Source organism: Wolbachia endosymbiont of Cantharis cryptica (genome assembly GCF_964277405.1).
Taxonomy (GTDB): domain Bacteria; phylum Pseudomonadota; class Alphaproteobacteria; order Rickettsiales; family Anaplasmataceae; genus Wolbachia.
In genome coordinates this window covers 519,666-544,607 of sequence record NZ_OZ195521.1, presented here as the reverse complement: position 1 = coordinate 544,607, position 24,942 = coordinate 519,666, and the positions used below count along the sequence as shown (strand labels likewise).

Below are 24,942 nucleotides of genomic sequence, written 5' to 3'. Positions count from 1 at the left end.
CCTGTTTAAAATCTTCGCAATAAGAGAGAAACGAAGGAAAGAACGATCATTTGTAAGCTAGTATTGAGTTTTCGCTCACAGTTTTTCCACAATCGCCTGCATTTTTCCAACCAAGCAAAAGATCGCTCCACAACCCATCTTTTTGGCAATACAGCAAAGGTATGTAATTCGCTTCGTTTTATTACCTCAACAGCTGCACCAATAGTTACTTTTATTTGTGTTGCAAAATTTTCTCCTGTATAGCCAGCATCAACGAGTATATTTTTGACTTCAGAGAGGTTTTCTTTAGCATTTCCCACCATTTTTACAGCACTGCTACGATCAGTTGCTTCTGCCGTTGTTATATGAATTGCATGTGGCAAGCCCTGTGTATCAACTGCGATATGACGCTTTATACCTGAAATCTTTTTACCTGCATCATAACCCTTTCTTTCAGCAGTATCTGCGTTTTTAACGCTTTGAGCATCAATTATGCAGAAACTGGTTTTCTCTTTCCGACCATTGTTGATACGGACCTCTCCAACTAATTTTTTTTAAGACTAATTCCAACAAACTTGGTTCTTCTCCATCCTTTTTATTCCACATTTGAAAATAATAATATATGCTCTCCCACCTTGGAAAATCTTTTGGCAACATCCTCCACTGGCAACCACTTTTTAGGACGTATAATACTGTACAAAATACATCATATAAATCAAGTTTTCTTGGTTTTGTTTTCCTCCTGCTACTCTCCAGAATTGGTTTGATTTTTTCAAATTGCTCTCGACTTATATCACTTGGATAACTTTTTCGCATAGATATACCTCATTCTTAATCTACCCCTATTTTACCTTATCCTTTCGAGATTTTAAACAGGTTCTTATACCCAACAACTATCAGCTGTCAACATTTTTATATACACAATAAGTAATATAAACTGCATTATAAGCCTATGTGTATATTTGTACTACTTTTAGTATCTAAATATAATTCCTTCCATAAAACCAACAAGTGAAGTAGAGAGTCAATTTTGTATGTATCTCAAGATACTCTTCAGTTGAATGGAAGGTTTTGAATGCTTCAAAAAATAAGAGTGGAAAAATGCGTGCCAAAAAATTAACAAGAGATCTATGAACCACACAGTTTGTGTTTTTTTAAGCTAAAGTCAGCGCTTGTAAAGGTCGTATAATTCATTGACAAAAAAGATTTTTAAATTCCGTTTTTGCTATAAACTTATTCTGATTTTTCTTTGCTGTTCTCAAATGAATTACTGTTAATTTAGCAATGTATTCTATTAAGAACCTAAATAATACAACCATTTTCAGCACTTATAAAAAGTTTATCATCTTTATGTTTATACGCGCTGTACAAGGAGAACATCAACAATTCTAATTTATACATAATGCCATAGCTAACCCAAGGTCATACCGCCGCGGCACTAACGCTTCTTTCTCGTCATCCGAGTAGCTGACACTGGTTCACTCTATAATGGCAGTATCCCTATGATGTCATCCCAGCGCTCCTTCCTTTTATCATCCCAGTGCCCTTTTTTTTGTCATCCCAGTGCGTGACACTGGGATCTATAGCTAACCCAAGGTCATACCGCCGCGGCGCTAACGCTTCTTTCTCGTCATCCGAGTAGCTGACACTGGTTCACTCTATAATGGCAGTATCCCTATGATGTCATTCCAGCGCTCCTTCCTTTTGTCATCCCAGTGCCCTTTTTTTTGTCATCCCAGTGCGTGACACTGGGATCTATAGCTAACCAAGCAAGCTACGTCATACCGCCGCGGTATCTCTAGATCCCGCTAACAAGCAGCGGTTGTCGCTTAGCTATAAAATTTAAGAAAATATTTAAGAAATTTACCAAGTAAAAAAAGGCAAAAGAAGCCCCGTGGTGCGAGTTTTGACTCTCTATTACTGTAAGTGGCGCTGTAATAATGTGCTAACGCTTAATATAAGCGCGATTTGGCTGAATGTAGAAAAAATTTAAAAGACATGCAGCCGCCATAATTTTATGTAATCCGCCAAAAAATACCCTGAGTTTTTTACTGAATTTTGTCATTGAGCCTGCAGGTCAAAAACAAGTTTTGAGTCAGAAATACCCTTACTATCATGATAAGAGGATTGGCGGAGTTTGTCAAGTAATTCCGTTTCTTATAAAACGCACTGAAGGTAACATAAAGAGAAACTCTCTAAGCTACGACCGACAACGTTTCTCTTTCCTGCCGTTGATGATTATTTCACCTATTGTAACTGTTGCTAAAATAAAGCAATAATATACTTTTGTTAATAAGGAAACAGGTGATACAGAAGCTATGCTACCTGCTAGCAGTAGTTGAGAGCCATAAGGCAAGATCCCTTTTATAATGCAAGCAAAAGTATCTAATAAGTAGGCACTACGGTATGGTGCAATATCGTGTTTTTGTGCAAGCCTTTTTGCAATACCACCACTTAGTAAAATAGCAATGGTATTATTAGCAACTAAAATAGTAAACATAGATGCTATCCCTACTATAGCAAACTCAGCTTTAGTTTTTGTGATATTACTTCTATCAATGAGTGCATGTAACGCTTTTTGACCTTGTTTATACATTATATGGCTTAGACCACCAATAAATAAAGCAAATATCACTATTTCGTTTACTTTTTTAAAACCACTATATATATCGTGAGGGTATTGAATGATAGCATAATCAAAAAAAGTTATCCCTAGAACACCAGCAATAATTATGTTTACAGTTATTGTTACTAGAGTGCTCACTTCACACAGCCCCATGACTATTAGAGAAATATAAGGAATAACTTTTATTATTGATAAATAATCTAAATTTGATGTAGGAACAATTTTTATACTATTTGAAGTAACTGCTAGGTAGACAAGTGTTATAATGCTGGCAATAAACGCTACTTTAGAGTTCACTTTAAGTTTATCCTTTATTGTAGCTCCTTGTGAAGAAACAGATGCAATAGTAGTATCAGATATCATCGAGAGGTTATCACCAAATACAGCACCACCTACCACAGTTGCAGTTCCTATTTCAAGACCAAAAGCTCCATTTTTCGCTAAGTCAACAGCTATTGGTACCATTAATGCAACAACTCCCATAGATGTGCCAATTGCAGTTGAAATCAAAGCAGAAACCAAAAATATTCCAGGCAGTAATAATCTTGCTGGAAGAAAATTAAGAATTAAGTTAGCGACAGTATCTGCGCTACCAATTGATTGAGTAACAGCGGAAAATGCTCCGGAAAATAGAAAAATCAAGCACATAGTAAGGGTGTTTTTGTTACCCATACCCTCGATAACAGTATCGATGTTATGCTGAATTTTATTTGTACCACGTGAGACAGCAAAAAATAGTGCTGGTAATAAGCAGATTACTGGCGAAACTTGATGAAGTGGATTATCAGTTCCGATGAAAGAAAAATAAGTACCACTTCCAAGATATAAAATTAAAAAGATAATTAGAGGAACAAAAGCTGTCATTTTACTGTACTTAAAACTCAGAAACTATAACTAGTTCAGTGGTTTTAAGCAAGAACTTGTTTTTCGCTAGTTCTGTAGGAAGTTAACAGCAAACTCTTAAACTCTATATTTAATCTGTTTAACTAAATGACATAAAAGGTTGTGCATTTATATTAGTGTACTACATCTGATATATTAAAACCTAGTACTAAAGTGGATGAAACGAAAAAAGAAAAAGTGCCGGTAGTATAGGGTTTTATGTCATCCTATTGCTTGACAATAGATCTAGTCACGCGCTGGAATGACAGGTGGAGTGTCTGGGATGACATTGGACCTCTTGCATAACAAACTTTTGGCAGCGCGTTGGAAGAAATTTCTTGACAAACTCCGCCAGCCATCTTATCATAGTACTGAAGCTATTTATTTATCTTCGCAATCTGTGCAGGTTAATGACAAAAAACTTAGGGTATTTGGCGTCTCATGTTTAATTTTTCGCACTACGTGCATCGCATGTCTTTATAAAACTTCTGGGTTTTTACCTATATAAGCTGAAACGCGCTTACAAAGCGTTTAAGACATCAAAAAACGTCAAATTGACAAGGGAGAATTTGAATACTAGCTACCCTGGGTATCTTTTGCCTTTTTTCCTGTATAGTAAATTTTTTAAAACACTTGCGGTGTAGGTTAGCTGCAAATTAAAAGTGGCTAAATCGCTCTTAATCAAGCGTTTTAGAATAAAAAGAACGCCGATATTTTAGTACATGGTAAATAGCCAACCACCACGGGGCTTCTTTTGCCTTTTTTTCTATTTAGTAAATTTTCTTAATATTTATAGCTAAAGGTTAGTTGCAGCTTAAAAGCACGTAGTGTTTAGAATAAAAAACGCCAATATTTTGAAGTACATGGCTAATTGCAAGTAGTTCATAAGTCTGAAATATAAATTAATGGATTATTATGATTTTTACTAGAATATTAAATATATTAAAGATTTAATAGTGAGGTGTGAGGATGAAGGGAGCAAGAAATCGTCACGATTGTGCAAATGATGGCACTTGCGGGCAATCTATACAAAGTGGCAAACGTGATGGCACAAACTTTTCTTTTTTTGATAATAGTGGAAACTTAATTGCCAAGATACCCATACTGCCGAAGTATTCTGTTGAGAAATATAGGAATCAATTGTATAAGGAAGCTGAGTCAAAGCAATTCAATTATTCTCCCACAGATATACATGATGTATTACCTAACAGCTTTATCGTTAAATACGGGTATATAAATTGTACCATAAAATACAACAACTTATCTGAGCAGGAACAAAGTCAAATAGAAACGGATATTAAAACTGCCTATGAAGCATTTAAAGAAAAGTTTTGCTTGGAAAATAGTAATGCAAGTTATGATATAACGATTTATATTTTCAACAACAGAAGTGATTATACAAAGTATAACGATCTTCTGGGTATAAATGAAGATGGTGGCCCAGGATATATTACACGGGGAGTAACAGATTATAAGAATATTCTGACATATAAGCAAGATTCCATGGATTTTATTCTAGGTCATGAGCTAGGTCACTTATTTCAATTACGTTTTTCACCATCAGTAACAGTCCAAACTTTGCATATTCTGGATACTGAACTCATAGCAAATGTCGTTGGACGAGAGGTGGAAGAAAAAAACAATAAAGCTATTTGCGAACAAATGGGTGTAGATGAATATGAAGACCGTGGATGGATGTTTCAATTTAAATATAAAGGTACACTTTATAAATATCACAAGAACCTTTCAGAAGAAGAAAAATTTAAAGCTATACAAAATGCCAAGAATATTCATGAACTAGTAGATGAATATGAAGACCATGGATCGATGTTTAGTTTTAAATACAAAGGTACAACTTTTAGTATATACCGCAAGGACCTTTCAGAAGAAGAAAAATTTCAAATTATACAAAATGCCAGAAATATTCATGAACTAGTAGATGAATATGAAGATCGTGGATCGATGTTGAAACTTAAATACAAAGGTACAACTTTTAGTATATACCGCAAGGACCTTTCAGAAGAAGAAAAACTTCAATTTATACAACATGTCAAGAATATTCATGAACTAGTAGATGAATATAAAGACTATGAATCGATGTTTAGTTTTCAATACAAAGGTACAACTTTTAGTATATACCGCAAGGACCTTTCAGAAGAAGAAAAACTTCAATTTATCAAAGACATTAAGAATTCTCATGAATCGCTCGTTGGCGAATGTGATGGATTGGGGGATGGGAATACAACTTTATTGATTTATGTTGACGAAAATAATAACATAAATAAAATGCATTTTTATAACTACGAAAAGAATATATCCAAACGGTTAGATAAGACACTTATAAGCAGAAGTAAACCTGAACAAGATGTGGATGAAACAGATCCAAAACCAGAAAAAGAACCTGAACCAAGAAAAGAACCTGAAGAGGATACTCAGCAACCCAGTAACTTCTTATCAAATATTATTTTGGGAGTGTTAAATAAACTGTGTCAAACCGCATTTTTAATTCAACTCAATTTTCAATCTAGTAGGAAAGAAAATATCAAGTTGAGATATAGTTAAAGCCCAATTGGGTATAGCCATAGTCCAATTTTGCTCTGCCTTTTTTATAGCACAATACACCTGTTTATACAAGGCATTTGTATTAGTAAATGAGCCCTTAGAACCTGTCTTGAAAGGACTCAAGTAGCTAATTTAGTAAGCATAGAAGTAATCATATTGAAGAAGATATTGGTTTTTGAAGTAAGAGGAATAATCTTTGCTCATGCGTCTAAAATTGGAGAGCCAAGCAAAAGTTCGTTCAACGTTTAGGAATAACTTGAAATCCTGTAACATCTACCGCTTTTTTGGTGATCGTTAATAAACATCCTGTCTCCAATAAACAGCGGTTTTGCAATTTACCTTTGTATCCTTGATCAGCAAAAAACTTCTGTAACCTTGGAGCTTTTTCTTTAGCTCGAATAAAAAGGTCTAGAGCACCATCACGATCTTGAACACTTGCACTGTGTACTTCAGCAGTAATTACAAGACCTATAGTATCCACAATGATGTGGCGTTTTCTACCCTTTATTTTTTTGCCAGCATCATATTCTCTGGATCCCCTTTTTGAGTCGTTTTCACTGACTAATTATTCCTACTGAAGGTGTTTCATTTTTGCCAACCACTTTTCTTACCTCTTTTACTAGCATATCGTGTATTTTTTCCAATCTGCCATTATTACGCCACCTGAGAAAGTAGTCATACACTGTCTTCCATGGCGGAAAATCTTTTGGCAGACTGGCAACCACCTCTCATTATATACCTTATTGCATTAATAATTGCTCTGATATTGTGCTTCCTTGGTCTCCCTATCGCTCCTTGTGCAACATGTGGCTCCAAAATTCTTATCACTTACATCGCTTGGATACAATTTTACCTCCTATTTTTCAACCTACCTCATCATACTCCTTCCTTCATTTCTTTTCAAGACAGGTTCTTAGTTTTAGTAAATTTTCTGATCTGCCTATGTAGTCCCTCAATAGGTATAAATTAGTCTCCTAACTGGACCAGAATACTTGAAATAACCGGATAAGTTTTCCCAATTGTTCTGCCAGGATTTTACAACTAGAGGATACTTTTCTCCCCATTTTTCTTCCAGCTCAAGCAAATAATTCTCGGCAATTTCTCTACTTGAAGCCTGATATACTTTTTTTAAATCACTCATGAAAATCTTTACATCTTTGCTAGATACATATTTCAGAGAATTGCGTATCTGATGCACCACACATAGCTGTACCTCTGCTTTAGGAAATACACTATTTATCGCTGCAGGAAAGCTTTTTAGCCCATCAACACAGGCAATAAGGATATCTTCTACTCCTCTTTCTTTTAGATTATTTCAACCAGAAGTTAGCTCCTTCACTTTCAGCTAAGTAAAAGCCCAGTACTTCTTTTTTACCATTTTGGTCTATGCCCAATATATTGTACATGCATTTACTTACGCAATGCCCGTCTTCCTTGACCTTAAAAAACCATGAATACTATCGGATATACTGATTGCAGTGGACGACTACGCCATTCATTGATTATAGGCAGTAGTAATACTTGATATCTCTGCTGCAGATATTTTGTGATCATAAATTTCCTCTACATGGGATGCTATATCCCATGCCACTGGCGAATGTGCTCAAAATCTTCGTTTCAAGCTCTGGATGTAAGTTTGTCTGCCTTTTTTTGACTATTTGGGGTTCAAAACTTCCTTCCTTGGCGTTAACAACTCAAACGATCCTGCACTTGTGCGTAGAGTCTTCGAATTTCTCCCATTCCTTCGGTTGTTTTCTTCATCTTCATTTGATAGATGATTTTCTATTTCACCTTCCAGGCTCGCTTCCAGCAGCTTTTTTATAAATGGTGTTAATGCTCCATCCCTTCCTGTCAACGGTCTACCTTCTCGTATAGACGACAAGATGTTTGTTTCTAATTCTTTATAATCTACCAAACCGGTAGTTCTGTTTGCTATTTTTTGACTCATTGTCAAACCTCCATTTTTTTATATCAATTTATTACTTTTTTTTCGGTTTGACACAGTTTATTTAACACTCCCATTATTTTTTCAGCGATTGAATATATTGTTGGATCTATTTCATCATTCTTTTCATGGTTATTTAGATCTAAAGAGGAAGAACCTGATCGACAATCTGATGATAATCTTTCTTTGTTTAAGTTTGATGCTAATGAGCTAAGTCATGATATTAGCACAAATAACCATCACTTATCAGATTATTATCACTTCCCTGATGAGCTAATATAGCTCCCTACCCTTTCTATAGCTAACCCAAGCAAGCTACGTCATTCCGCTACGCGTTAGCGCCGCGGAATGACGGTTGTCGGTAAACCTAAGTCACTTTAGCTATAGAATAAAAACGCCAATACAGAAAATAGACAGTGACTAGGGTTTCTTTTGCCTTTTTTTAAGTTATGCAAGAGGTCTATTAAAAAAAACACTTTGGTCTGACGTTCAATCTGATTGCAGGTATCCACGGTTATAAATTGTCAATTTGTTTCCAATTTTCTTCAAAACTCAAGCCACAGGATAATAAAAATGTTTAACCCTGCTTGTAGTTAGCTATAGCTAAAAATTTACCTATCAATCTCACCAAAAACTATATCGAGTGAACCAATAATTGCTGCAATATCGGCAAGCATGTGTCCTTTTGCCATAAAGTCTAAGGCTTGTAAATGTGCAAAACCAGGCGCTCTTATTCGGCATCTATAAGGTCTATTGGTACCATCTGAAACTATATATACTCCAAACTCGCCTTTTGGCGCCTCAACAGCCGCATAAACCTCACCTTCTGGCACATGATATCCTTCCGAATAAAGTTTAAAATGATGAATCACAGCCTCCATAGATCTTTCCATCTCTCCTCTTGGCGGTGGAGAAATTTTTCTATCTTCAGTTTTTACTGGCCCTTCAGGCATTTTCTCTATGCACTGCTTCACCAAGCTAATAGACTGCCTAATCTCTGCCATTCTAACTAAATAACGGTCATAACAATCGCCATTTTGGCCAATAGGTATATCAAAATCCAGTTGATCATATATCTCATATGGCTGGCTTTTTCGCAAATCCCAAGCGAGCCCAGCAGCACGCAGCATTGGGCCACTAAAGCCCCAATCAAGTGCTTGTTTGATCGATATTTCACTGATTCCCACAGTACGTTGCTTCCATATCCTATTTTCTGTTAAAAGCTCGTCAACATCATCTATATACTTTGGAAATTGCTCTATAAACTTTGCAATATCCTCAATCAAACCTTCTGGAACATCTGCTGCAATTCCACCTGGCCTGATGTAAGCTGCGTGAAACCTTGCACCTGACGCTCTTTCGTAAAATTCCAGTATTTTTTCTCTTTCCTCAAAGAGCCATAAAAGAGGAGTCATTGCACCAACATCAAGTGCTTGAGAAGAGACATTCAGTAAATGATTTAGTATCCTTGTAAGCTCACAAAACAAAACACGCAAATATTTTGCTCTAATTGGAACTTCACATTGCAACAATTTCTCCACACATAGCGAATACGCATGTTCTTGTGACATTGGTGATACATAATCAAGGCGATCAAAATAAGGCAAGGCTTGAAGATACGTTTTATGTTCTATTAATTTTTCAGTGCCACGATGCAAAAGCCCAATATGAGGATCAGCCCTTTCAATCACTTCACCATCCATCTCTAAAACAAGACGGAGCACTCCATGTGCAGCTGGATGCTGAGGGCCAAAATTTAACATCATTGTCTTTAGATCGGGCATGTCTGATAGTTTAAGATATTAGAATTGTATAGGCTGAAGTGCGTTAAAAGTCAATTAAAAACCCTCAGTTATATAATTGACATTGGTTGCAACATTATGTAATAATGAAGGATTACATCAATAGACTTCTTTCAAAATTGGCAAACAAGGGAAAAGAAGTATAAAATCAGATATTTTAAGGTATGAGATATAAAGAAATAGAAAAGTTGGAAGGAAAGAAATTTAGGCGCTTAACAGGGGAAAAAAAGGGAACATTTAAGCGAATGGTGGAAATTTTGGATGAGGAGGATAAAAGAAAAAAAGCTAGAAGTGGAAGAAAAAGCAAACTTTGCGTAGAAGATAGGTTGCTTATGGCATTAGAATATATGAGGGAATATCGAACGTATTTCCACATTGGTCAAAGTTATGGCATGAGTGAAAGTAACTGTTTCAAAATAATAAGATGGGTAGAAGACACGCTAATAAAACATCCAGATTTTTCATTACCGGGAAAAAAAGAGCTATTAAAGGGTAATGTAGAATATGAAGTTTTGGTAATAGATGGAACTGAAACACCAGTAGAGAGGCCAAAAAAAAGCAAAAATGCTTCTACTCTGGAAAGAAAAAAAGGCATACTATAAAAACGCAAGTAGTAGCAGAGAAGAAGAGTAAAAAAGTAATATGTACATCTTTCTCGAAAGGTAGGAAACACGATTTTCGGATATTTAGGGAATCAAAGGTAGCAATATTGCCGGAAACTAAAATCTTAGCTGATGCCGGCTACAGAGGAATGCAAAAAATTGACCTTACCCAGAAAAAGTAGAGAGGAAGTTAAGCCATTTTTGAAGTAAAATAAAACATGATTATGAGGGCTTATTATGGTAAAGAACAGAAAAAATTACACAGTGGAATTTAAATTAGAGGCAATAAAGTTGGTAAAGGAAACGGGGCAGTCAGCAAGCAAAATAGCTAAAGATTTAGGAATAGATAACAGTACACTAAGTGACTGGATAAAAAAATATAACGAAAAAGGATCAATAGAAGAAGCATTTCCTGGTAAGGGAAAGTTGGCACCATGTGATAAAGAAAAGTTTGAATTAAAGAAAGAACTAACAAGAGTTACTAGAGAAAGAGACATTTAAAAAAAGCCCTGGGATATTTTGCAAGTCACAAAGAGTAAAATATTTATTTATCAAAAAGCATGGAAACTACTATAAAGTACAGGAGTTATGCAGGATTTTGAAAGTATCTGCTAGCGGCTACTACAAATGGACTAGTAAGAAGAAAAGCAGCAAAGAATTAACAAGGGAGCAGCTTCTAGCAGACATTCAAAAAATATACCAAGCATCTAATTGTAGATATGGGGCACCTAAGATTCATGCTGAACTAAAGGCTTTAGGTAAAAATTGCAACATCAAAACAGTGCAGGATATCATGCAAAAAAATGGTATTCAAGCTAGACTGAGGCGAAGATTCAAAAGCAAAAAACAGCAGACTGACAATAGGGTTATAACTCCCAATATATTGGACCAAAACTTTACTACTAGTCAGCCAAATAAAGTATGGGTAACTGATATTACATACATAAAAACTAAGGATGGATGGCTATATTTGGCAGCAATAATTGATCTATATTCACGTATGGTAGTTGGCTGGTCAATGAGTAGTACAATAACTAAGCGATTAGTTATAGATGCTTTATTGATGGCTGTTGATAAGCGCAAACCAGCCAAAGATCTGCTATTTCATAGTGATCAAGGTTCACAATATACCTCTAAAAATTATCAGTTTTTGCTGAACACAAAAAACATCATTTCCAGCATGAGTCACACAGGCTGTTGTTATGACAACTCTGTTGTTGAAAGCTTTTTCAGCTCACTCAAACGGGAGCTTCTTATTGATACTTCGCAACACTCTGCTCAGCAAACTAGAACTGCTATATTTGAGTACATAGAAATTTTTTATAACAAACAGCGTAGACATTCTACTATTAATTATTGCATTCCTGAGAAATTTGATTCATCATTTTCATAATAAAAATGGCTTAACTTCCTCTCTACTTTTTCTGGGTAAGGTCAGTTTTGGAGTTGGAGCAGGCTTAGTTGCTCTTGGTGTTACATCACCTATAGCTATAACTATTTCAACTCTAATAGCAAACACAGTTGTTGTGCAACTTTTAATAAGTGCAATAACTGAACGCTCTTCTTCTCCACCAACACCACCAGGTAGCTCAGTTGACAGCAGTGTGAAAGTTGATGGTACTGGTCGTAGTCCTTGTCCTACTAATTAGTCAGTTCTTTCCATCCAAGAATCATTTTATTGACTTGCCTCAATTTCTCAACAGAAGGTAAGTCTTCTGTGCTGAGTGGTAGGCGGACAGTTTTGTGTTCTATGAGCCCAATATCATGCAAAAGTGCTTTAGTAGGTATTGGGTTGCTGGCAATAAATAGAGCTTTGCAAGCTTGTTGCCAGATATCTGTTAAACCTTTCATGTCATTTCCTGTCATTTGAGTAATTGTTTTTTTTCTAGTCACGCGCTGGAATGATAGTAGACATTGCTTAACATATTCATGCACTACACGTGGCCAAACGTTGGCAGCAACAGAAACCAGACCAGCTGCACCCCTAGCAGCCATATTAAGTATCATATCATCATCTCCACAAAATACCTCAATATTTGGTGCAACTTTCTTATACTGAGCTAAAGTATCAACGCTTCCACTTGAATCTTTGATAGCCCAAAATTTTCCGTGGCTGGATAAGTTACGCACAGTTTCAGCATGAAGATTCACTCCTGCTCTTGATGGAATATTATAGAGCATAGCTGGCACATGTGCTTTCTCAAGTAGCTTTTCAAACCATAAAGTCTGCCCCATGATTCCAGGCTTTGTATAAATGGGGGTTGTCATTAGATAGCCGTGAATAGGCATATCCTTGCAAAAGTCAAGCCATTCAAGAGTCTGATGTAGATTCACTCCTGGTACGCCAATTATAATTTTCGTATTTAATTTTAATCTACATACAAATTCAACTAACTCGCGTTTTTCAGAACCAGTAAGAGATAGGCCTTCACCTGTGCTACCCAGCAACACTATACCATTTTCAGCTTCAGCTTGTATTGTAAGTAAACGTTGCAAACTGCTATAATCTACGCTATTCCCATTGTAATTAAAGGGAGTAACACAAGCAGTCCATAAAAACATGTGAAGTTATTAAAATGGTATCTCGTCGTCGATTAGCTCTTCTTTTACTTCACTGTCAAAACTTTCGTACTTATCTTTTTGCTCTGTTTCGTTTTGTTTGTATTCATTTGATTTATAATCAGAACTTGGTCGTGAATCCAAAAGAGTAAGAGCGCTATTAAAATTATATAGCACAACCTCTGTCGTATATCTTTCACTACCATTTTGGTCAGTCCACTTTCTAGTTCTCAAAGCACCTTCAACATAAACTTTACTGCCTTTGCGCGCAAAATCTTTGACGATTTTTACTAATCCTTCACTAAAAATTACGATATTATGCCACTCTGTCTTTTCAGAGCGCGCACCGGAAAATTTGTCAGTCCAACTCTCAGATGTGGCTATTGAAAAACTCGCCATCTCTTTTCCATTTTGCATAGTTCTAATTTCAGGGTCTTTTCCTAAATTACCAACTAATATGACTTTGTTTATAGTACCACCAGACATTATTATGTTCTAAATAAATCCCTTTATTATCTTATGTGAAAATACTATTGTCAAATTTAATTAAAAGTGCGCTTGGAGGGATTCGAACCCACGACCTTTGCCTCCGGAGGGCAACGCTCTATCCAACTGAGCTACAAGCGCATATATTAAGTTATTTAATAGATAAGCTGTTCAAGTCAAACTTTTGTTTCGGATAAAGCGTAAACATAACGCTCTCATGCCCAAAATATACATTCTGAGAATTATTTGTTTGTTTTTTTGCCATTTTTTGATTTACAGTCCATATAAAAGTTACATAATTTTCAGTTACTGAATGAACTTTTAAATCCTTGACATTCGTAAATAGCCTTCCATTTACCCATATTTTCCATGTGTCTGGAGAAAGATATAAAATTGAGTCCAGTCTCACTACCTCACAATTGAAATTACCTAATGCCTTCTCTTTTGCAGCTCTTGAAGACCGTAAGTTAAATTTTTCCATTTCACTGACCATTTTATTAACTGATTCCTCATCAAAAAAAATGCTTTTTATATCATTGTATTGTGATAAGACGTCAAAGTCACTCTCTACTGCTTCCTTTATTATGTCATCCCGATTTGTATAGCTTGTTTTTTGATTGCTTATAAAGAAACATTCCTTTGCACGCAAATTCGCTATATCAATAAAATCATCGATTTCTTGATTGCCAACTTTGAAAATACTTTCGAAATATTTTTTCTCCATCATCATCCCATGCTTAGAATGATGGCAAACCATTTCATCATTATCTTGTTTTTCTATATATACACATAAATTTCTGCTGTTTAATCCTAATATTTTATGCTCAATAAAGTCTTCATTATCAATATATTGTCGACAAGTATATTCTTTACAACTTTCTATGCTTTCTATAATATCTTCACAACTGCAATATGCGTTAACATTGAAAAACAGTAGAGTAAAAATTAAAAACAGCTTTATCTTCATTATTTCATCTGTTTAATATAGTATACCAGTCAAAAACTATATTAGCTCTCACTATCTCTATCATATTACCATTTAAAATCTGATTCATAGTTGCAGCATCAATATTTTTCTCTCTGTTCAAAATAAGAGATTTAATCATAACATAACCAGGTAGACTTGGAATAGACTGTAGAAATAAAAAAATATGTTTATCGCTGATTGAACTTAAATTTAGGACCACTTCACTTTTTATTACTTTTGTGTGTTCACTTTTATTTTGTAACTCAACTTCCTCAGGTATAGAAATTGATATTTCAGGTTTTAATATGTAGTATTTTTTATATAACTTGCTAAGCTCGAAATTTAAATTTGCAATGTATCTACTGCTATGTAAGTTTGAAGAGGAAATTTTTTTCCATAAATCTAGATTTTTATTTAAAACAACTTCCTTTTTTTGAACTTCAGTGATTTGTAAATGAATAGAACGTATTCCATCAATGACATTTTGGTTTTTATCATAGACTTTTTTATCATAAACAACAATATACGTTAATAGCCCTATTAATCCAATAGACAATAATAAATATAATATAAGCTGAATTGCAACTCTTCTTTTTAGCTGAAAAATGGTCATTAGCTTACATAGCCTCTCCTATTTTAACATCAATAGATATATTTTGCTCTTCAGCGGCAGGCAAGCTAGAAATATTAACGTCGTAAGTACGAAAATTATTGTTTAATTTTTTTTGTAGTTCCTCGTATTGATGAAAAACATCTTTACTAGGTTGAAAATTAAACCTTAAAGTTGTGGTAATATAATTTTTTGCCTCATTATAATTCCACTCAAATGATTGAAGCTCTATGCCCGGTACTTTCAATCTTTCTACATACTTAACTTGCGTAAGAGGAGAATATTCCATTTTAGATAAAATGTTATTGATGTTAATAAAATCGTAAACTTCATCTATTTTTTTCACATTATAACTTTTGCTGAGTTTTATTAATTGATTATCTAAGGCTTCCTTTTTTGCTGATAAATTACCAGCAACATTAAAATTCGAATGCAAATTTATCAAACAAAGGATGTTGATTACAATTAAAATTGAAGCAAAGTACAGAAAAATTCGAGAAGAGTTTAAATAAAGGTAATTTAATAGATAAAATTCTTTAGTTTCTTTTGTATTGAAAATAGCTGTTGGCTTATTCTTAAAACTGTGAAACAAGATTATGGCATCACAGAAAATGTCTTTTTCACTTACAGCTAATTCTGATCCTAATAATTTACCTAACTCATATGGAGTTAATATGCTCACGCTATTCTCTGAAAAATTTATGACTGATAAGCTAGTCTTAATATCTTCCGATACTACCATGCAAAGGTCGATAGGGTCATTTTTTTTTAAACCAAACTTAGTTAAAGATCGAATGGTATTTTGCACTTCCTGATATATTCCACCTGCAATAATTCCTGGTAAATTATCGTTAGTAAATGGTACTAAACGCGTAAATACCATTTTGTTCTCTTTAAGAACTACTTGTCTATAACCTCCAGTTTTGGTTGCAGCAACTATAATTTTCCAATTATTAGGATCTTTATAAAAAACCTTTTTTGCCATATTGTTTATTTCGATAGGAAACATTAATATTCCCTTAAAGTTAGAGCCTATCTCAATAAATACACTCAACCAATATTCCACTAAATGCTTTGCTTTTGATGAAACAAGAAGATAACACCAGTTTTGATTAAATTTGTTTGGTTTCTCAACCAAAAAAACTGAGCTTATATCGTTATTGCGAGTAAAGTGCTCCCTCTTTGCTTTTACTGATAGATAGGCGCTAATCTTATTTACTCTTGGAATAGACTGTAACGAATAATTTTGATCTGCGTGATTGAGCACCAGGTATAAAGGTGCTTTTTTATCGGATGAAAGACATGAATTTAAATCAGACACTGCTTTATCATTCTTGTCCTTAACAAAATACCTTTTATTTAAAGTGTTATTTTTGAAATACAGTAATATTGTACCTTCTTCTCCAATAGAAAGCATGAACTTACTTTTGGATTTTGAACTAAACATATTAACAGAGCGTATATCCATCCAGAATTAAAAAAGCAATTTATTGAAATTCATTAAACGTTATAGGGAAATATTGTTACAAATTTCCATAGTAACATTATTTATATTATAATTTTTTGATGAACTTAGTACTAATATTAATCTATTTATATAACAAAATTAAGAAAATTTATTTTACAATTTTGATTGACATAAAATATTAATCTATATTATTATTAGTATTGCATTAATATGTGAGGTAAAAAATGAGTACTTCCAAAATTTCATCTCCGTTAAAATATTCAATTGCTACTTTTTTGCTATACCCTTGCAACTGGGATATTTATACCAACCTTCGTTATTAGGAAGACAAATAAAACACATCACGAATTTGCCTAAACCTCCAGTTGTAGGGAAAAAGCACTCTTTTTCTATTACCATTGAGGTTTGGTATTAGAAGTGTCTCTACCTTTGTATGCTAAGCTATACTTTCCTTTTTTTACTAACCATTTACTGAAGAACGTTCATCTTTTGTAGTATTTGATGATGGAGCAACTAATTTGCTTAAAATCTCATCTCTTGGTCCCATTGCATAAATAACACCGTCTGACATGAGGATTACTTTATCAACCACAGATAATAACGGCAGTTTATGAGTTATGATGATAGTGGTGGTATTTTGTTTTCTTGCAACGTTGATTGCATTAATTAAGCAGGCCTCTCCATTACTATCTAAGTTGGCATTTGGCTCATCAAGTACCAAAAGCTTTGTATTGCCATAAAAAGCTCTCGCAATGCCAAGTAGCTGTTTCTGCCCACCAGAGAGCGTCACTCCAAAACTTCCTATTGTTGTATCATATCCGTTTGGCAAGCTTAGTATCAATTCATGTATTCCTGCAATTTTTGCTGCTTTGATTATTTCTTCAGGATTTGGATCTGGCCTCATGCGAGCAATATTAGCTTTGACACTAGTGTTAAATAACTCAATATCTTGAGGTAAGTAACCAACATAATTACCAAAATTTTCTCGATTCCAAGTGTACACATCAGCGCCATCCAGTCTCACCACACCAGATATAGGTTTCCATACACCAACGATTAACTTTGCAATGGTCGACTTACCAGAGGCACTTGCACCGATAACACCAACTACATCTCCAGGTTCTATCGTAAACGATATTCCTTTTACTGTCGGCTTATTATTCCCATAAGGAGTAAAAAATACTCTATCAAACTCCAATTTCCCTTCAGGTTCTGGTAAAGCCATCGTTTGCTCTCTTTTTGGCGATGTTAATATGAGTCTTTGCAGCCTTCCATATGACATTCTGGCTTGATTTAAAAATTTCCAAGTATGAACTGCTGCATCAAATGGAGCTAATACTCTACCCATTAAAATTGAGGCAGCAATGATGCTACCGGCAGTCTTATGAGCTGTGATTGCAAGTAATGCACCTGTTCCGATTACCGATATTTGCAGAGTTGAGCGCAAAAACTTAGTAATTCCTGTAATGACATTAGAACGATTTTGTGCTTTGATTTGCATTGCTCGGTTCTGATCATTTCGTTTACACCAATCAGAGACTATGAATTCTGACATACCCATAGCTTCAACCACCTCTGCATTTCTTGTTGCAACGTCTATGGCATTGATATTTCGTATAGTTTCTTCGTTAGTTTCCTGTAATATTCTTTTTGTGGCAAGCTCATTCCATATAGCCATAGAAACTAATATGATAATTCCACTAATAGCAATAAACCCTGTAGAAGTATGTATCATAAAGATCACAACAAGGTAAATTAATGACCATGGAGTGTCAAACAGCGAGAATATACCGTTTCCTGTAATGAAGTTTTTTATTACCCCGAGATCTCGTATTGCTTCACCACTTGAAGTTGAACTCTGCACTGATGTTAGCCTGATTGACCTTACTATCAGGTCTGGTGTTGCAGTTTTATCGATCCAGTCACCAACTTTTGCCATGGCTAAATATCGACAAGTTTCAAGCATTGCAGAACATGCAAATGCAAATAAAGTGATAATTGTCAGCATAGTTAGCGTTGATACACTTTCGCTTGATATCACTCGATCAAGTACTTGAGAGGTATAAAGCGGTAAGAACAACATTAATAAATTGATTCCTGAACTAAACCAAAAAATAAACCAAAATGCACTTTTGCATTTTTCTAAACAGACATATAGTGTACTTTGCTTCAATTCTTTTTTTATTGATGGCGTAATTTCCACAATCTTTCTCTTAATTTGATTACATGCACCGTATACAATTTTTATTACAAAAATATTAACGGCCGTTAGCTTACTTTAAATTAATATAATAAAATATTAATATATATGAATAGAAAATATAAACAATAGTAAAAAGAAATAGAGTTAATATTTCCTTCATTACCTAATTCAGAGTTGAGAGTTTTTAATAACTGTCCAATTCCCACTTTGGCCTTGGTGCAAAATTGAGAGGGTCTATATAATTCTTCTGCAATCTTTCAATTCCTGTCCATCCAACCATCACTGCATTATCTGTACATAGGTTATTAGGGGGAAAAAATATATTTAAGTTTATGTGTTGTTTTAATTTTTCTCTCAAGAAATTATTTGCTGCAACTCCGCCAGTAATCACAAAGTCATTGATTTTGATATTTAAAGATTCGGCCATAATAATCGCATTACTAACCCTGTCCAGCAGTATGTCACTAATACACTCTTGAAACGAAGTACACACATCACACACATCTTGCTCGCTCATTTCGAGTTTCTGCACTAAGTTTTTTACTGCTGTCTTGATTCCAGAAAACGAAAAGTTACATCCAGAACGTTTTATCATCGCCCTTGGCAGTTTAAATCTTGCACCATTGCCTTTTTTAGCTAACTTTTCAATTAATGGCCCTCCGGGATAGCTTAAACCCAGCATCTTAGCAACTTTATCAAATGCTTCTCCTAGTGAATCATCGAGCGTTTCTCCAAGTTTAATATATTTACCTACATCTTGTGCAATTAAAAATTGACAGTGACCACCTGATATTAGTAGGACTAAAAATGGAAATTTTACCTCATGCAGTAACCTAATAACCAATGCATGCGCTTCTAAGTGATTCACTGCAATGAACGGTTTTTGTGCTACATGCGCAATTGCTTTAGCCATCATTGTACCAACTATTAGTCCACCTATGAGTCCTGGTCCTGATGTTGCTGCAATCGCATCCAGATCACAAAAGTTAAGGTTAGATTTTTCCACGGCGCTTTTTATTAGACCACTTAAATGCTCCATGTGAGCACGTGACGCTATCTCAGGGATCACCCCACCACGTTTTTTGTGTTCTGCTTGGGAGAGAATTTCGTGAGCAAGGACTTGCTTGTCACTATTTACAATCGCTACTGCAGTTTCATCGCAGCTTGTTTCAACAGCTAAAATGGTTTTCATGTATATTCGAACACTTTATTATAAAAACTATACCTTGAAACGCTATAGAAGTTAACTGCAAAATATAGCTAAAAGATTTACCGACAACCGTCGTCCCGCTGCTTGTTAGCGGGATCTATGCTAAGATACCGCCGCGGTATGATGGTTCGCGGCGGCATGACGTAGGAAAATCTGCACTAGCTATACTAAGCTAATCATCATCTCCAAATATGGAGCTAATTTTTTTGCCCCCAGGAGAAAATTTATTAGTCCAACTGCTTTGCACTTTGGTTACGTCTTTAGTGGCGGTTTTATTGCTGTATTCCCTGATTTCCTTATCTATTCTATCCATCATTTGCGGATCCAGGCAGCTCTTTTTCCATTGATCAGTAGCAAGGAACACTTTGTTTAAATCTTGAGTGCGAATTAAGTATTCTTTATCCTTAGGATAAACCTCTTGTGCCCAAGCAAATAGCTCAAAATAGCGTGCAAATAATTCAGATGCACGTGATTTTGCAGTTTGATAAGCCTGTATCTCCTTAAATATAACTTGGCCGATAATTTTCTGTACAAGAATATTTGACTGCTTTAAGTTCTGTTCAATATCCTGATAAACTTTATAGAGAAACTCCTGCTCTAAGCTTAAGTTAAGCTCATTTTCAACCATATGCGAAAGTTCATGCACTATAATGTACGGGTTTGACTTCTTCAGTACAATAATATACCTATTTACACCGGAAGATCGAATTGTCTTACACACTCCCTCTTTCATATCCGCTAATCCCTCTTGATATATTTCAAATGAGAGTCTATTTTGCTTTATTAGTGACAAAGTGAGGTTTAATGTATTTCTAAACTTCTCAAATTGATAGAGATATTCGATATATCGTATTACATCCTCACTGTTCCCTACCCTAGTCGCTTGTTTTATTAAATTCCTGATTAGCATACTTTATTACTTAGAGGAATATTTTTTATACTCGAGAATTGATTGGCTATAAAGTGTTTTTAGGGAACCTGATTGCATATATAACTAATGAAGATCACATTGAACATTTGTTTTTAACGAAACAAACGGGGTCATTCCAGCACTTGACGCTGGAATCCAGAAAACTTAATTTTAACCAAGTGGCTGCATCTAGGTTCCAGCGTCACGCGCTGGAACCCCTACGTCATACCTCCGCGGCGTTAACAAGCAGCGGTTGTCGTTTAGCTATAAAATTTAAGAAAATATTTAAGAAACTTATCAATCTAAAAAAAAGGCAAAAGGAACCCTGTGATTATTTTCCGCTTTAAAGTACTGGCGTTTTTTATGTTTTAAACGCTTGACAAGAGAGATTCAGCCGCTTTTAATCGCAACTAACCTACGCTGCAAGTGTTTAAGAAGTTTACCAAGCAGAAAAAAAGACAAAGAAAACCCGAGCTAGCTAGTCCTTTACTATCTCTGTCGAGTATTGGCATTTTTTGATGTCTTGTAACGCTTTGTAAGCGCGTTCAGCTTATTTAGGTAAAAACCTAGATGTAGATGAAGTTTTGTAAAGACATACAGTACCTATGTACTGCAAAAAATTGAACATAAGACGCCGATACCTTAAGTAATCCTTACCTTTTAATCTGCAGATTGGCGAAAGCAAATACAATAGCTTCACTTCCATGATAAGGGGACTGACGGAGTTTGTCAAGTCGTTTTTGCATTATCCGCTGACAAGAATGCTAGGATAAAAAAACTTCATATTCCTCTACCATGAGTACCCATTTTTCTCGTCTTGCACACCTTCGGCCATTATAACAATTTTACACCTTAATTAATTTTGACAGGTATGGTTTAAGATATTTACCGGTAACACTTCTTGGCATATCTATTATTTCTTCTGGAGTTCCTGCAGCAACTACTTCTCCGCCTTTCACTCCACCCTCCGGCCCGATGTCTATTATATAATCCGCAGTTTTTATAACGTGCAAATTGTGCTCGATAACTATAACAGTGTTTCCCAGATCGACTAATTTATGGAGTATTTTTAGCAAGTTATTTACATCTTCAAAATGCAATCCAGTTGTTGGCTCATCAAGAATATATAATGTTCTTCCGGTAAACCGCTTTGATAGCTCCTTGGACAGTTTTATTCGTTGTGCTTCACCTCCGGATAACGTTGTCGACGGCTGTCCGAGTTTTACATAGCCAAGCCCTACTTCTTGCAAAGAAATCAACTTTTCTTTTACTATTGGAAGGTTTTCAAAAAAATCACAAGCTTGATCTATCGTCATATCAAGCACATCAGAAATTGATTTTCCTTTATAAGCAACTTCTAGTGTTTCTCGGTTATATCGTCGACCTTTACACTGCTCGCATTTTACATAAACATCCGGTAAAAAATGCATCTCTACCTTCAAATGTCCATCACCTTTACATGCCTCACACCTTCCTCCTTTGGTATTAAATGAAAATCGGCCTATGTTGTAACCTCGTGTTTTTGATTCTGGAAGACCTGCAAACCAATTTCTTATATGAGTAAAAATACCAACATATGTTGCTGGATTTGATGCCGGAGTTCTACCAATTGGTGACTGATCAACCTCTATAATTTTATCCGTATACTCAAGGCCTTCTATTTTATCGCACCGGCCATACCTTACAGACGAACCATTTATTTTACGCGCTGAATATTTATACAACGTTTCTATGACTAAACTTGATTTCCCTCCTCCTGATATCCCAGTAACACAAATAAGATTCGCTATAGGAAATTCAACGTCTATATTTTTTAAGTTATTCTCATGCGCATTTATTACTTTTATAAACTGAGTTGCTTGTTTTCTTCTTTTTGGAATTGAGATTTCTTTCTTTCCACTCAAATATTGCCCTGTTATGCTCTCTGAGCACCTTTGCACCTGATCTGGTGTTCCCTCTGCAACAACTTTTCCCCCATTTACACCAGCTCCAGGACCAATATCAATCACATAATCAGCAGCCATTATTGTATCCTCATCATGCTCAACAACGATTACAGTATTTCCCATATCCCTCAGATTTTTAAGTGTGGCAATCAATCGATCATTATCACATTGATGAAGGCCTATTGATGGCTCATCAAGAACATATAAAACCCCCGTTAACCCTGAACCAATTTGCGAAGCAAGCCTGATTCTTTGACTCTCACCGCCAGAAAGAGTGCTAGACTCACGGTCAAGTGTAAGATAGTTTAACCCTACATTCTTTAAAAATGTCAGCCTCTTGATTATTTCATTTAATATTTTATCCGAGATTTGCTTCTGTTGTTCTGTGAGCTTGTCTGGCAAATTTTCAAACCACTTAAGGGATTCATCGATGCTGAGCCTAGATATTTCACCTATATGTTTGCCATCAATTTTCACTGTAAGTGCTTCTTTTCTCAATCTATAGCCAGTACATTCTTTACAGTGAGTGACAGAGCAATATCGCTCACTAAGTGTTTCATCATAATCCATCTGGCATTCTAAGATACTGACCAAACCTTGAAATTTCATTTCTTTGGAGCCGAAAAGTATTACATCCTTCACTTCTTGATCTATGTTCTTCCATGGAACATCAAGGCTAAATTTGCGGGTTTCAGCTAGCGATAGGATTGCATTTTTTAGAAATCCATAACTTGTGTGCACTTGACGGAACATTGATCCTACTGGTTTTAATGCGCCTTCAGATATTGAAAGCGTTTCATCTGGCACTATCAGTTTTACATCAACAGCCAGCTTTTTACCAAGCCCATTACATGAATCACATGCACCGTAAGGGCTGTTAAAAGAAAATAATCTTGGTTCTATTTCCTCAAGAGTGAAGCCGGACTCCGGACATGCAAAATTCTCTGAGAAAGTTAAAATTTGACCATCTTTATACTCAGAATCATGATTATCAGGCAAGTTCATTATTTCTGCATACATTAAGCCATGACCAAGTCTTAATGCGGATTCTACACTGCTTGGCAGTCGATTTCCTATGTCATCTGATATTGACACCCTATCTGCAACCACAAAAATATCGTGTTTCTTGTTTTTATCAAGCTTAGGTAAATCATCTATATTATGTATTTCACCATCTATTTTTAGTCTTACGTAACCTTGCTTTTTAATTTCCAATATCTCTTTGTAATGCTCTCCCTTTCTGCCACGTACAATAGGGGCAAGTATATATATTTTAGTTTCTAAAGGTAATACCATTATAGTATCTACAATTTGAGAAACAGTTTGTTTTGTTATTGGCAATTGAGTTGCAGGCGAATAAGGAATTCCTATTCGGGCATATATTAAGCGCAGATAATCATAAATTTCAGTAACAGTTCCAACTGTTGATCTTGGATTTTTTGAGATTGATTTTTGATTAATGGATATTGCAGGAGATAGGCCTGTGATCGATTCAACATCCGGTTTATCCTGAATGTTGAGGAATTGGCGCGCATAGGCTGAGAGACTTTCTACATATCGGCGTTGACCTTCTGCGTAAATCGTATCAAACGCAAGGCTAGATTTGCCAGAACCACTCAGCCCAGTTACAACAACTAGCTTATTTTTTGGTATATTGACATCCACACCTTGCAGATTATGTTCCCTTGCACCCTTAACTCTTATAAAATCGTCCATACATCATGTATTTTTGACTATTATAGCCTTAAAATACATGACTTACAGTAACTTTTTCTACTGATTTCTTTTAACTGTCACGGAAAATGGACGAACATAGGCCTACGAGAAGGATATCATCAAAATGGCATCTAAGCTATAAACGGGGAAAATTTGAATGCAAAAACGACTTGACAAACTCCGCCAATCCTCTTATCATGATAGTAAGGGTATTTCTGACTCAAAACTTGTTTTTGACCTGCAGGTTCAATGACAAAATTCAGTAAAAAACTCAGGGTATTTTTTGGCGGATTACATAAAATTATGGCGGCTGCATGTCTTTTAAATTTTTTCTACACTCAGCCAAATCGCGCTTATATTAAGCGTTAGCACATTATTACAGCGCCACTTACAGTAATAGAGAGTCAAAACCAGCTACTCGGAGGTTTATTTGCCTTTTTTTAGTTAGTAAATTTCTCAATATTTATAG

General features: G+C 35.3%; 19 protein-coding genes, 1 tRNA gene and 3 pseudogenes. 5 read left to right on the top strand and 18 right to left on the bottom strand.

The annotated features are described in order from the left end of the window. Positions 1-5: 5 nt before the first annotated feature. A protein-coding gene (locus ACICP6_RS02625; protein WP_395463494.1) for an IS5 family transposase occupies positions 6-795 on the bottom strand; the annotation gives its coding sequence in 2 pieces (ribosomal slippage) (positions 6-533 and positions 535-795; 789 coding nt in all). Between the two features lie 1,384 nt (positions 796-2,179). Further along, positions 2,180-3,469: a Na+/H+ antiporter NhaC family protein gene (locus ACICP6_RS02620; protein WP_395463493.1), complete on the bottom strand. Its 1,290-nt coding sequence runs from the start codon at positions 3,467-3,469 to the stop codon at positions 2,180-2,182. A 987-nt stretch (positions 3,470-4,456) separates the two neighbouring features. Between ACICP6_RS02620 and ACICP6_RS02615 the strand changes: the two genes are divergently transcribed. Continuing rightward, positions 4,457-6,049: a hypothetical protein gene (locus tag ACICP6_RS02615; protein WP_395463492.1), complete on the top strand. Its 1,593-nt coding sequence runs from the start codon at positions 4,457-4,459 to the stop codon at positions 6,047-6,049. Here ACICP6_RS02615 and ACICP6_RS02610 read toward each other — a convergent pair. From ACICP6_RS02610 to ACICP6_RS02585, 6 genes and pseudogenes are all read right to left on the bottom strand, one after another. Then, positions 5,990-6,157, bottom strand: a pseudogene (locus ACICP6_RS02610) (IS256 family transposase); the annotation flags it as partial. The gene ACICP6_RS02615 and the pseudogene ACICP6_RS02610 sit on opposite strands and share 60 nt — an antisense overlap. Before the next feature lie 130 nt (positions 6,158-6,287). Further along, positions 6,288-6,530: a hypothetical protein gene (locus ACICP6_RS02605; protein ID WP_395463025.1), complete on the bottom strand. Its 243-nt coding sequence runs from the start codon at positions 6,528-6,530 to the stop codon at positions 6,288-6,290. 73 nt (positions 6,531-6,603) lie between these two features. Next, positions 6,604-6,732, bottom strand: a complete 129-nt coding sequence (locus ACICP6_RS02600) for a hypothetical protein (protein ID WP_395463024.1) — start codon at positions 6,730-6,732, stop codon at positions 6,604-6,606. Next, positions 6,725-6,877 (bottom strand): transposase, encoded by a 153-nt coding sequence (locus tag ACICP6_RS02595; RefSeq protein WP_395463157.1) that lies wholly within the window; start codon positions 6,875-6,877, stop codon positions 6,725-6,727. The genes ACICP6_RS02600 and ACICP6_RS02595 overlap by 8 nt, the downstream gene beginning before the upstream one ends. Positions 6,878-6,961: 84 nt before the next feature. Next, positions 6,962-7,997, bottom strand: a pseudogene (locus tag ACICP6_RS02590) (IS256 family transposase); the annotation flags it as partial. A 608-nt stretch (positions 7,998-8,605) separates the two neighbouring features. Then, the gene (locus ACICP6_RS02585) at positions 8,606-9,778 is read right to left on the bottom strand and encodes an NADH-quinone oxidoreductase subunit D (RefSeq protein WP_395463491.1); all 1,173 of its coding nucleotides are present in this window, start codon (positions 9,776-9,778) and stop codon (positions 8,606-8,608) included. Positions 9,779-9,960: 182 nt separating this feature from the next. On the opposite strand from ACICP6_RS02585, the pseudogene ACICP6_RS02580 reads away from it, so the two are divergent. The 4 genes and pseudogenes from ACICP6_RS02580 to ACICP6_RS02565 all read left to right on the top strand — a co-directional run. After that, positions 9,961-10,577 (top strand): annotated as a pseudogene (locus tag ACICP6_RS02580) (transposase family protein); the annotation flags it as partial. Between the two features lie 58 nt (positions 10,578-10,635). Further along, positions 10,636-10,899 carry a transposase gene (locus tag ACICP6_RS02575; protein ID WP_395462617.1) on the top strand — a complete coding sequence of 88 codons (264 nt, stop codon included), beginning with the start codon at positions 10,636-10,638 and terminating at the stop codon, positions 10,897-10,899. 13 nt (positions 10,900-10,912) lie between these two features. Continuing rightward, positions 10,913-11,791 carry an IS3 family transposase gene (locus ACICP6_RS02570; protein WP_395463625.1) on the top strand — a complete coding sequence of 293 codons (879 nt, stop codon included), beginning with the start codon at positions 10,913-10,915 and terminating at the stop codon, positions 11,789-11,791. Further along, the gene (locus ACICP6_RS02565) at positions 11,772-12,047 is read left to right on the top strand and encodes a hypothetical protein (protein ID WP_395463490.1); all 276 of its coding nucleotides are present in this window, start codon (positions 11,772-11,774) and stop codon (positions 12,045-12,047) included. Before ACICP6_RS02570 ends, ACICP6_RS02565 begins: the two co-directional genes overlap by 20 nt. Here ACICP6_RS02565 and dapA read toward each other — a convergent pair. The 10 genes from dapA to uvrA form a co-directional block, all read right to left on the bottom strand. Next, complete coding sequence (dapA, locus tag ACICP6_RS02560) at positions 12,040-12,960, bottom strand: 4-hydroxy-tetrahydrodipicolinate synthase (RefSeq protein WP_395463489.1); 921 nt, start codon at positions 12,958-12,960, stop codon at positions 12,040-12,042. The two genes, ACICP6_RS02565 and dapA, sit on opposite strands and share 8 nt — an antisense overlap. A gap of 9 nt (positions 12,961-12,969) precedes the next feature. Then, complete coding sequence (ssb, locus tag ACICP6_RS02555) at positions 12,970-13,443, bottom strand: single-stranded DNA-binding protein (protein WP_395463488.1); 474 nt, start codon at positions 13,441-13,443, stop codon at positions 12,970-12,972. A gap of 67 nt (positions 13,444-13,510) precedes the next feature. Next, positions 13,511-13,584, bottom strand: a tRNA-Arg gene (locus tag ACICP6_RS02550). A gap of 10 nt (positions 13,585-13,594) precedes the next feature. Next, positions 13,595-14,410: a hypothetical protein gene (locus tag ACICP6_RS02545; protein WP_395463487.1), complete on the bottom strand. Its 816-nt coding sequence runs from the start codon at positions 14,408-14,410 to the stop codon at positions 13,595-13,597. Positions 14,411-14,414: 4 nt separating this feature from the next. Continuing rightward, a complete protein-coding gene (locus ACICP6_RS02540; protein WP_395463486.1) occupies positions 14,415-15,023 on the bottom strand; it encodes a hypothetical protein in 609 nt (202 codons plus the stop codon). 4 nt (positions 15,024-15,027) lie between these two features. After that, positions 15,028-16,467, bottom strand: a complete 1,440-nt coding sequence (locus ACICP6_RS02535) for a hypothetical protein (RefSeq protein WP_395463485.1) — start codon at positions 16,465-16,467, stop codon at positions 15,028-15,030. A 481-nt stretch (positions 16,468-16,948) separates the two neighbouring features. Then, positions 16,949-18,691, bottom strand: coding sequence for a type I secretion system permease/ATPase (locus tag ACICP6_RS02530; protein ID WP_395463484.1), 1,743 nt, complete (start codon positions 18,689-18,691; stop codon positions 16,949-16,951). Between the two features lie 184 nt (positions 18,692-18,875). Further along, positions 18,876-19,883, bottom strand: a complete 1,008-nt coding sequence (gene tsaD / locus ACICP6_RS02525) for a tRNA (adenosine(37)-N6)-threonylcarbamoyltransferase complex transferase subunit TsaD (RefSeq protein ID WP_395463483.1) — start codon at positions 19,881-19,883, stop codon at positions 18,876-18,878. Positions 19,884-20,073: 190 nt separating this feature from the next. Continuing rightward, entirely contained in the window at positions 20,074-20,811 is a 738-nt protein-coding gene (locus ACICP6_RS02520) for a hypothetical protein (protein WP_395463482.1), read from the bottom strand. Between the two features lie 845 nt (positions 20,812-21,656). Continuing rightward, positions 21,657-24,473 (bottom strand): excinuclease ABC subunit UvrA, encoded by a 2,817-nt coding sequence (gene uvrA, locus ACICP6_RS02515; protein WP_395463481.1) that lies wholly within the window; start codon positions 24,471-24,473, stop codon positions 21,657-21,659. Positions 24,474-24,942 lie beyond the last annotated feature (469 nt).

Bases quoted from the DNA above. Each gene is read 5' to 3' on its own strand.
- dapA (WP_395463489.1), bottom strand. From the start codon at position 12,960: ATGTTTTTATGGACTGCTTGTGTTACTCCCTTTAATTACAATGGGAAT.
- ssb (WP_395463488.1), bottom strand. From the start codon at position 13,443: ATGTCTGGTGGTACTATAAACAAAGTCATATTAGTTGGTAATTTAGGA.
- ACICP6_RS02615 (WP_395463492.1), top strand. From the start codon at position 4,457: ATGAAGGGAGCAAGAAATCGTCACGATTGTGCAAATGATGGCACTTGC.
- ACICP6_RS02575 (WP_395462617.1), top strand. From the start codon at position 10,636: ATGGTAAAGAACAGAAAAAATTACACAGTGGAATTTAAATTAGAGGCA.
- ACICP6_RS02540 (WP_395463486.1), bottom strand. From the start codon at position 15,023: ATGACCATTTTTCAGCTAAAAAGAAGAGTTGCAATTCAGCTTATATTA.
- tsaD (WP_395463483.1), bottom strand. From the start codon at position 19,883: ATGAAAACCATTTTAGCTGTTGAAACAAGCTGCGATGAAACTGCAGTA.
- ACICP6_RS02535 (WP_395463485.1), bottom strand. From the start codon at position 16,467: ATGTTTAGTTCAAAATCCAAAAGTAAGTTCATGCTTTCTATTGGAGAA.
- ACICP6_RS02585 (WP_395463491.1), bottom strand. From the start codon at position 9,778: ATGCCCGATCTAAAGACAATGATGTTAAATTTTGGCCCTCAGCATCCA.
- uvrA (WP_395463481.1), bottom strand. From the start codon at position 24,473: ATGGACGATTTTATAAGAGTTAAGGGTGCAAGGGAACATAATCTGCAA.
- ACICP6_RS02545 (WP_395463487.1), bottom strand. From the start codon at position 14,410: ATGAAGATAAAGCTGTTTTTAATTTTTACTCTACTGTTTTTCAATGTT.
- ACICP6_RS02620 (WP_395463493.1), bottom strand. From the start codon at position 3,469: ATGACAGCTTTTGTTCCTCTAATTATCTTTTTAATTTTATATCTTGGA.
- ACICP6_RS02520 (WP_395463482.1), bottom strand. From the start codon at position 20,811: ATGCTAATCAGGAATTTAATAAAACAAGCGACTAGGGTAGGGAACAGT.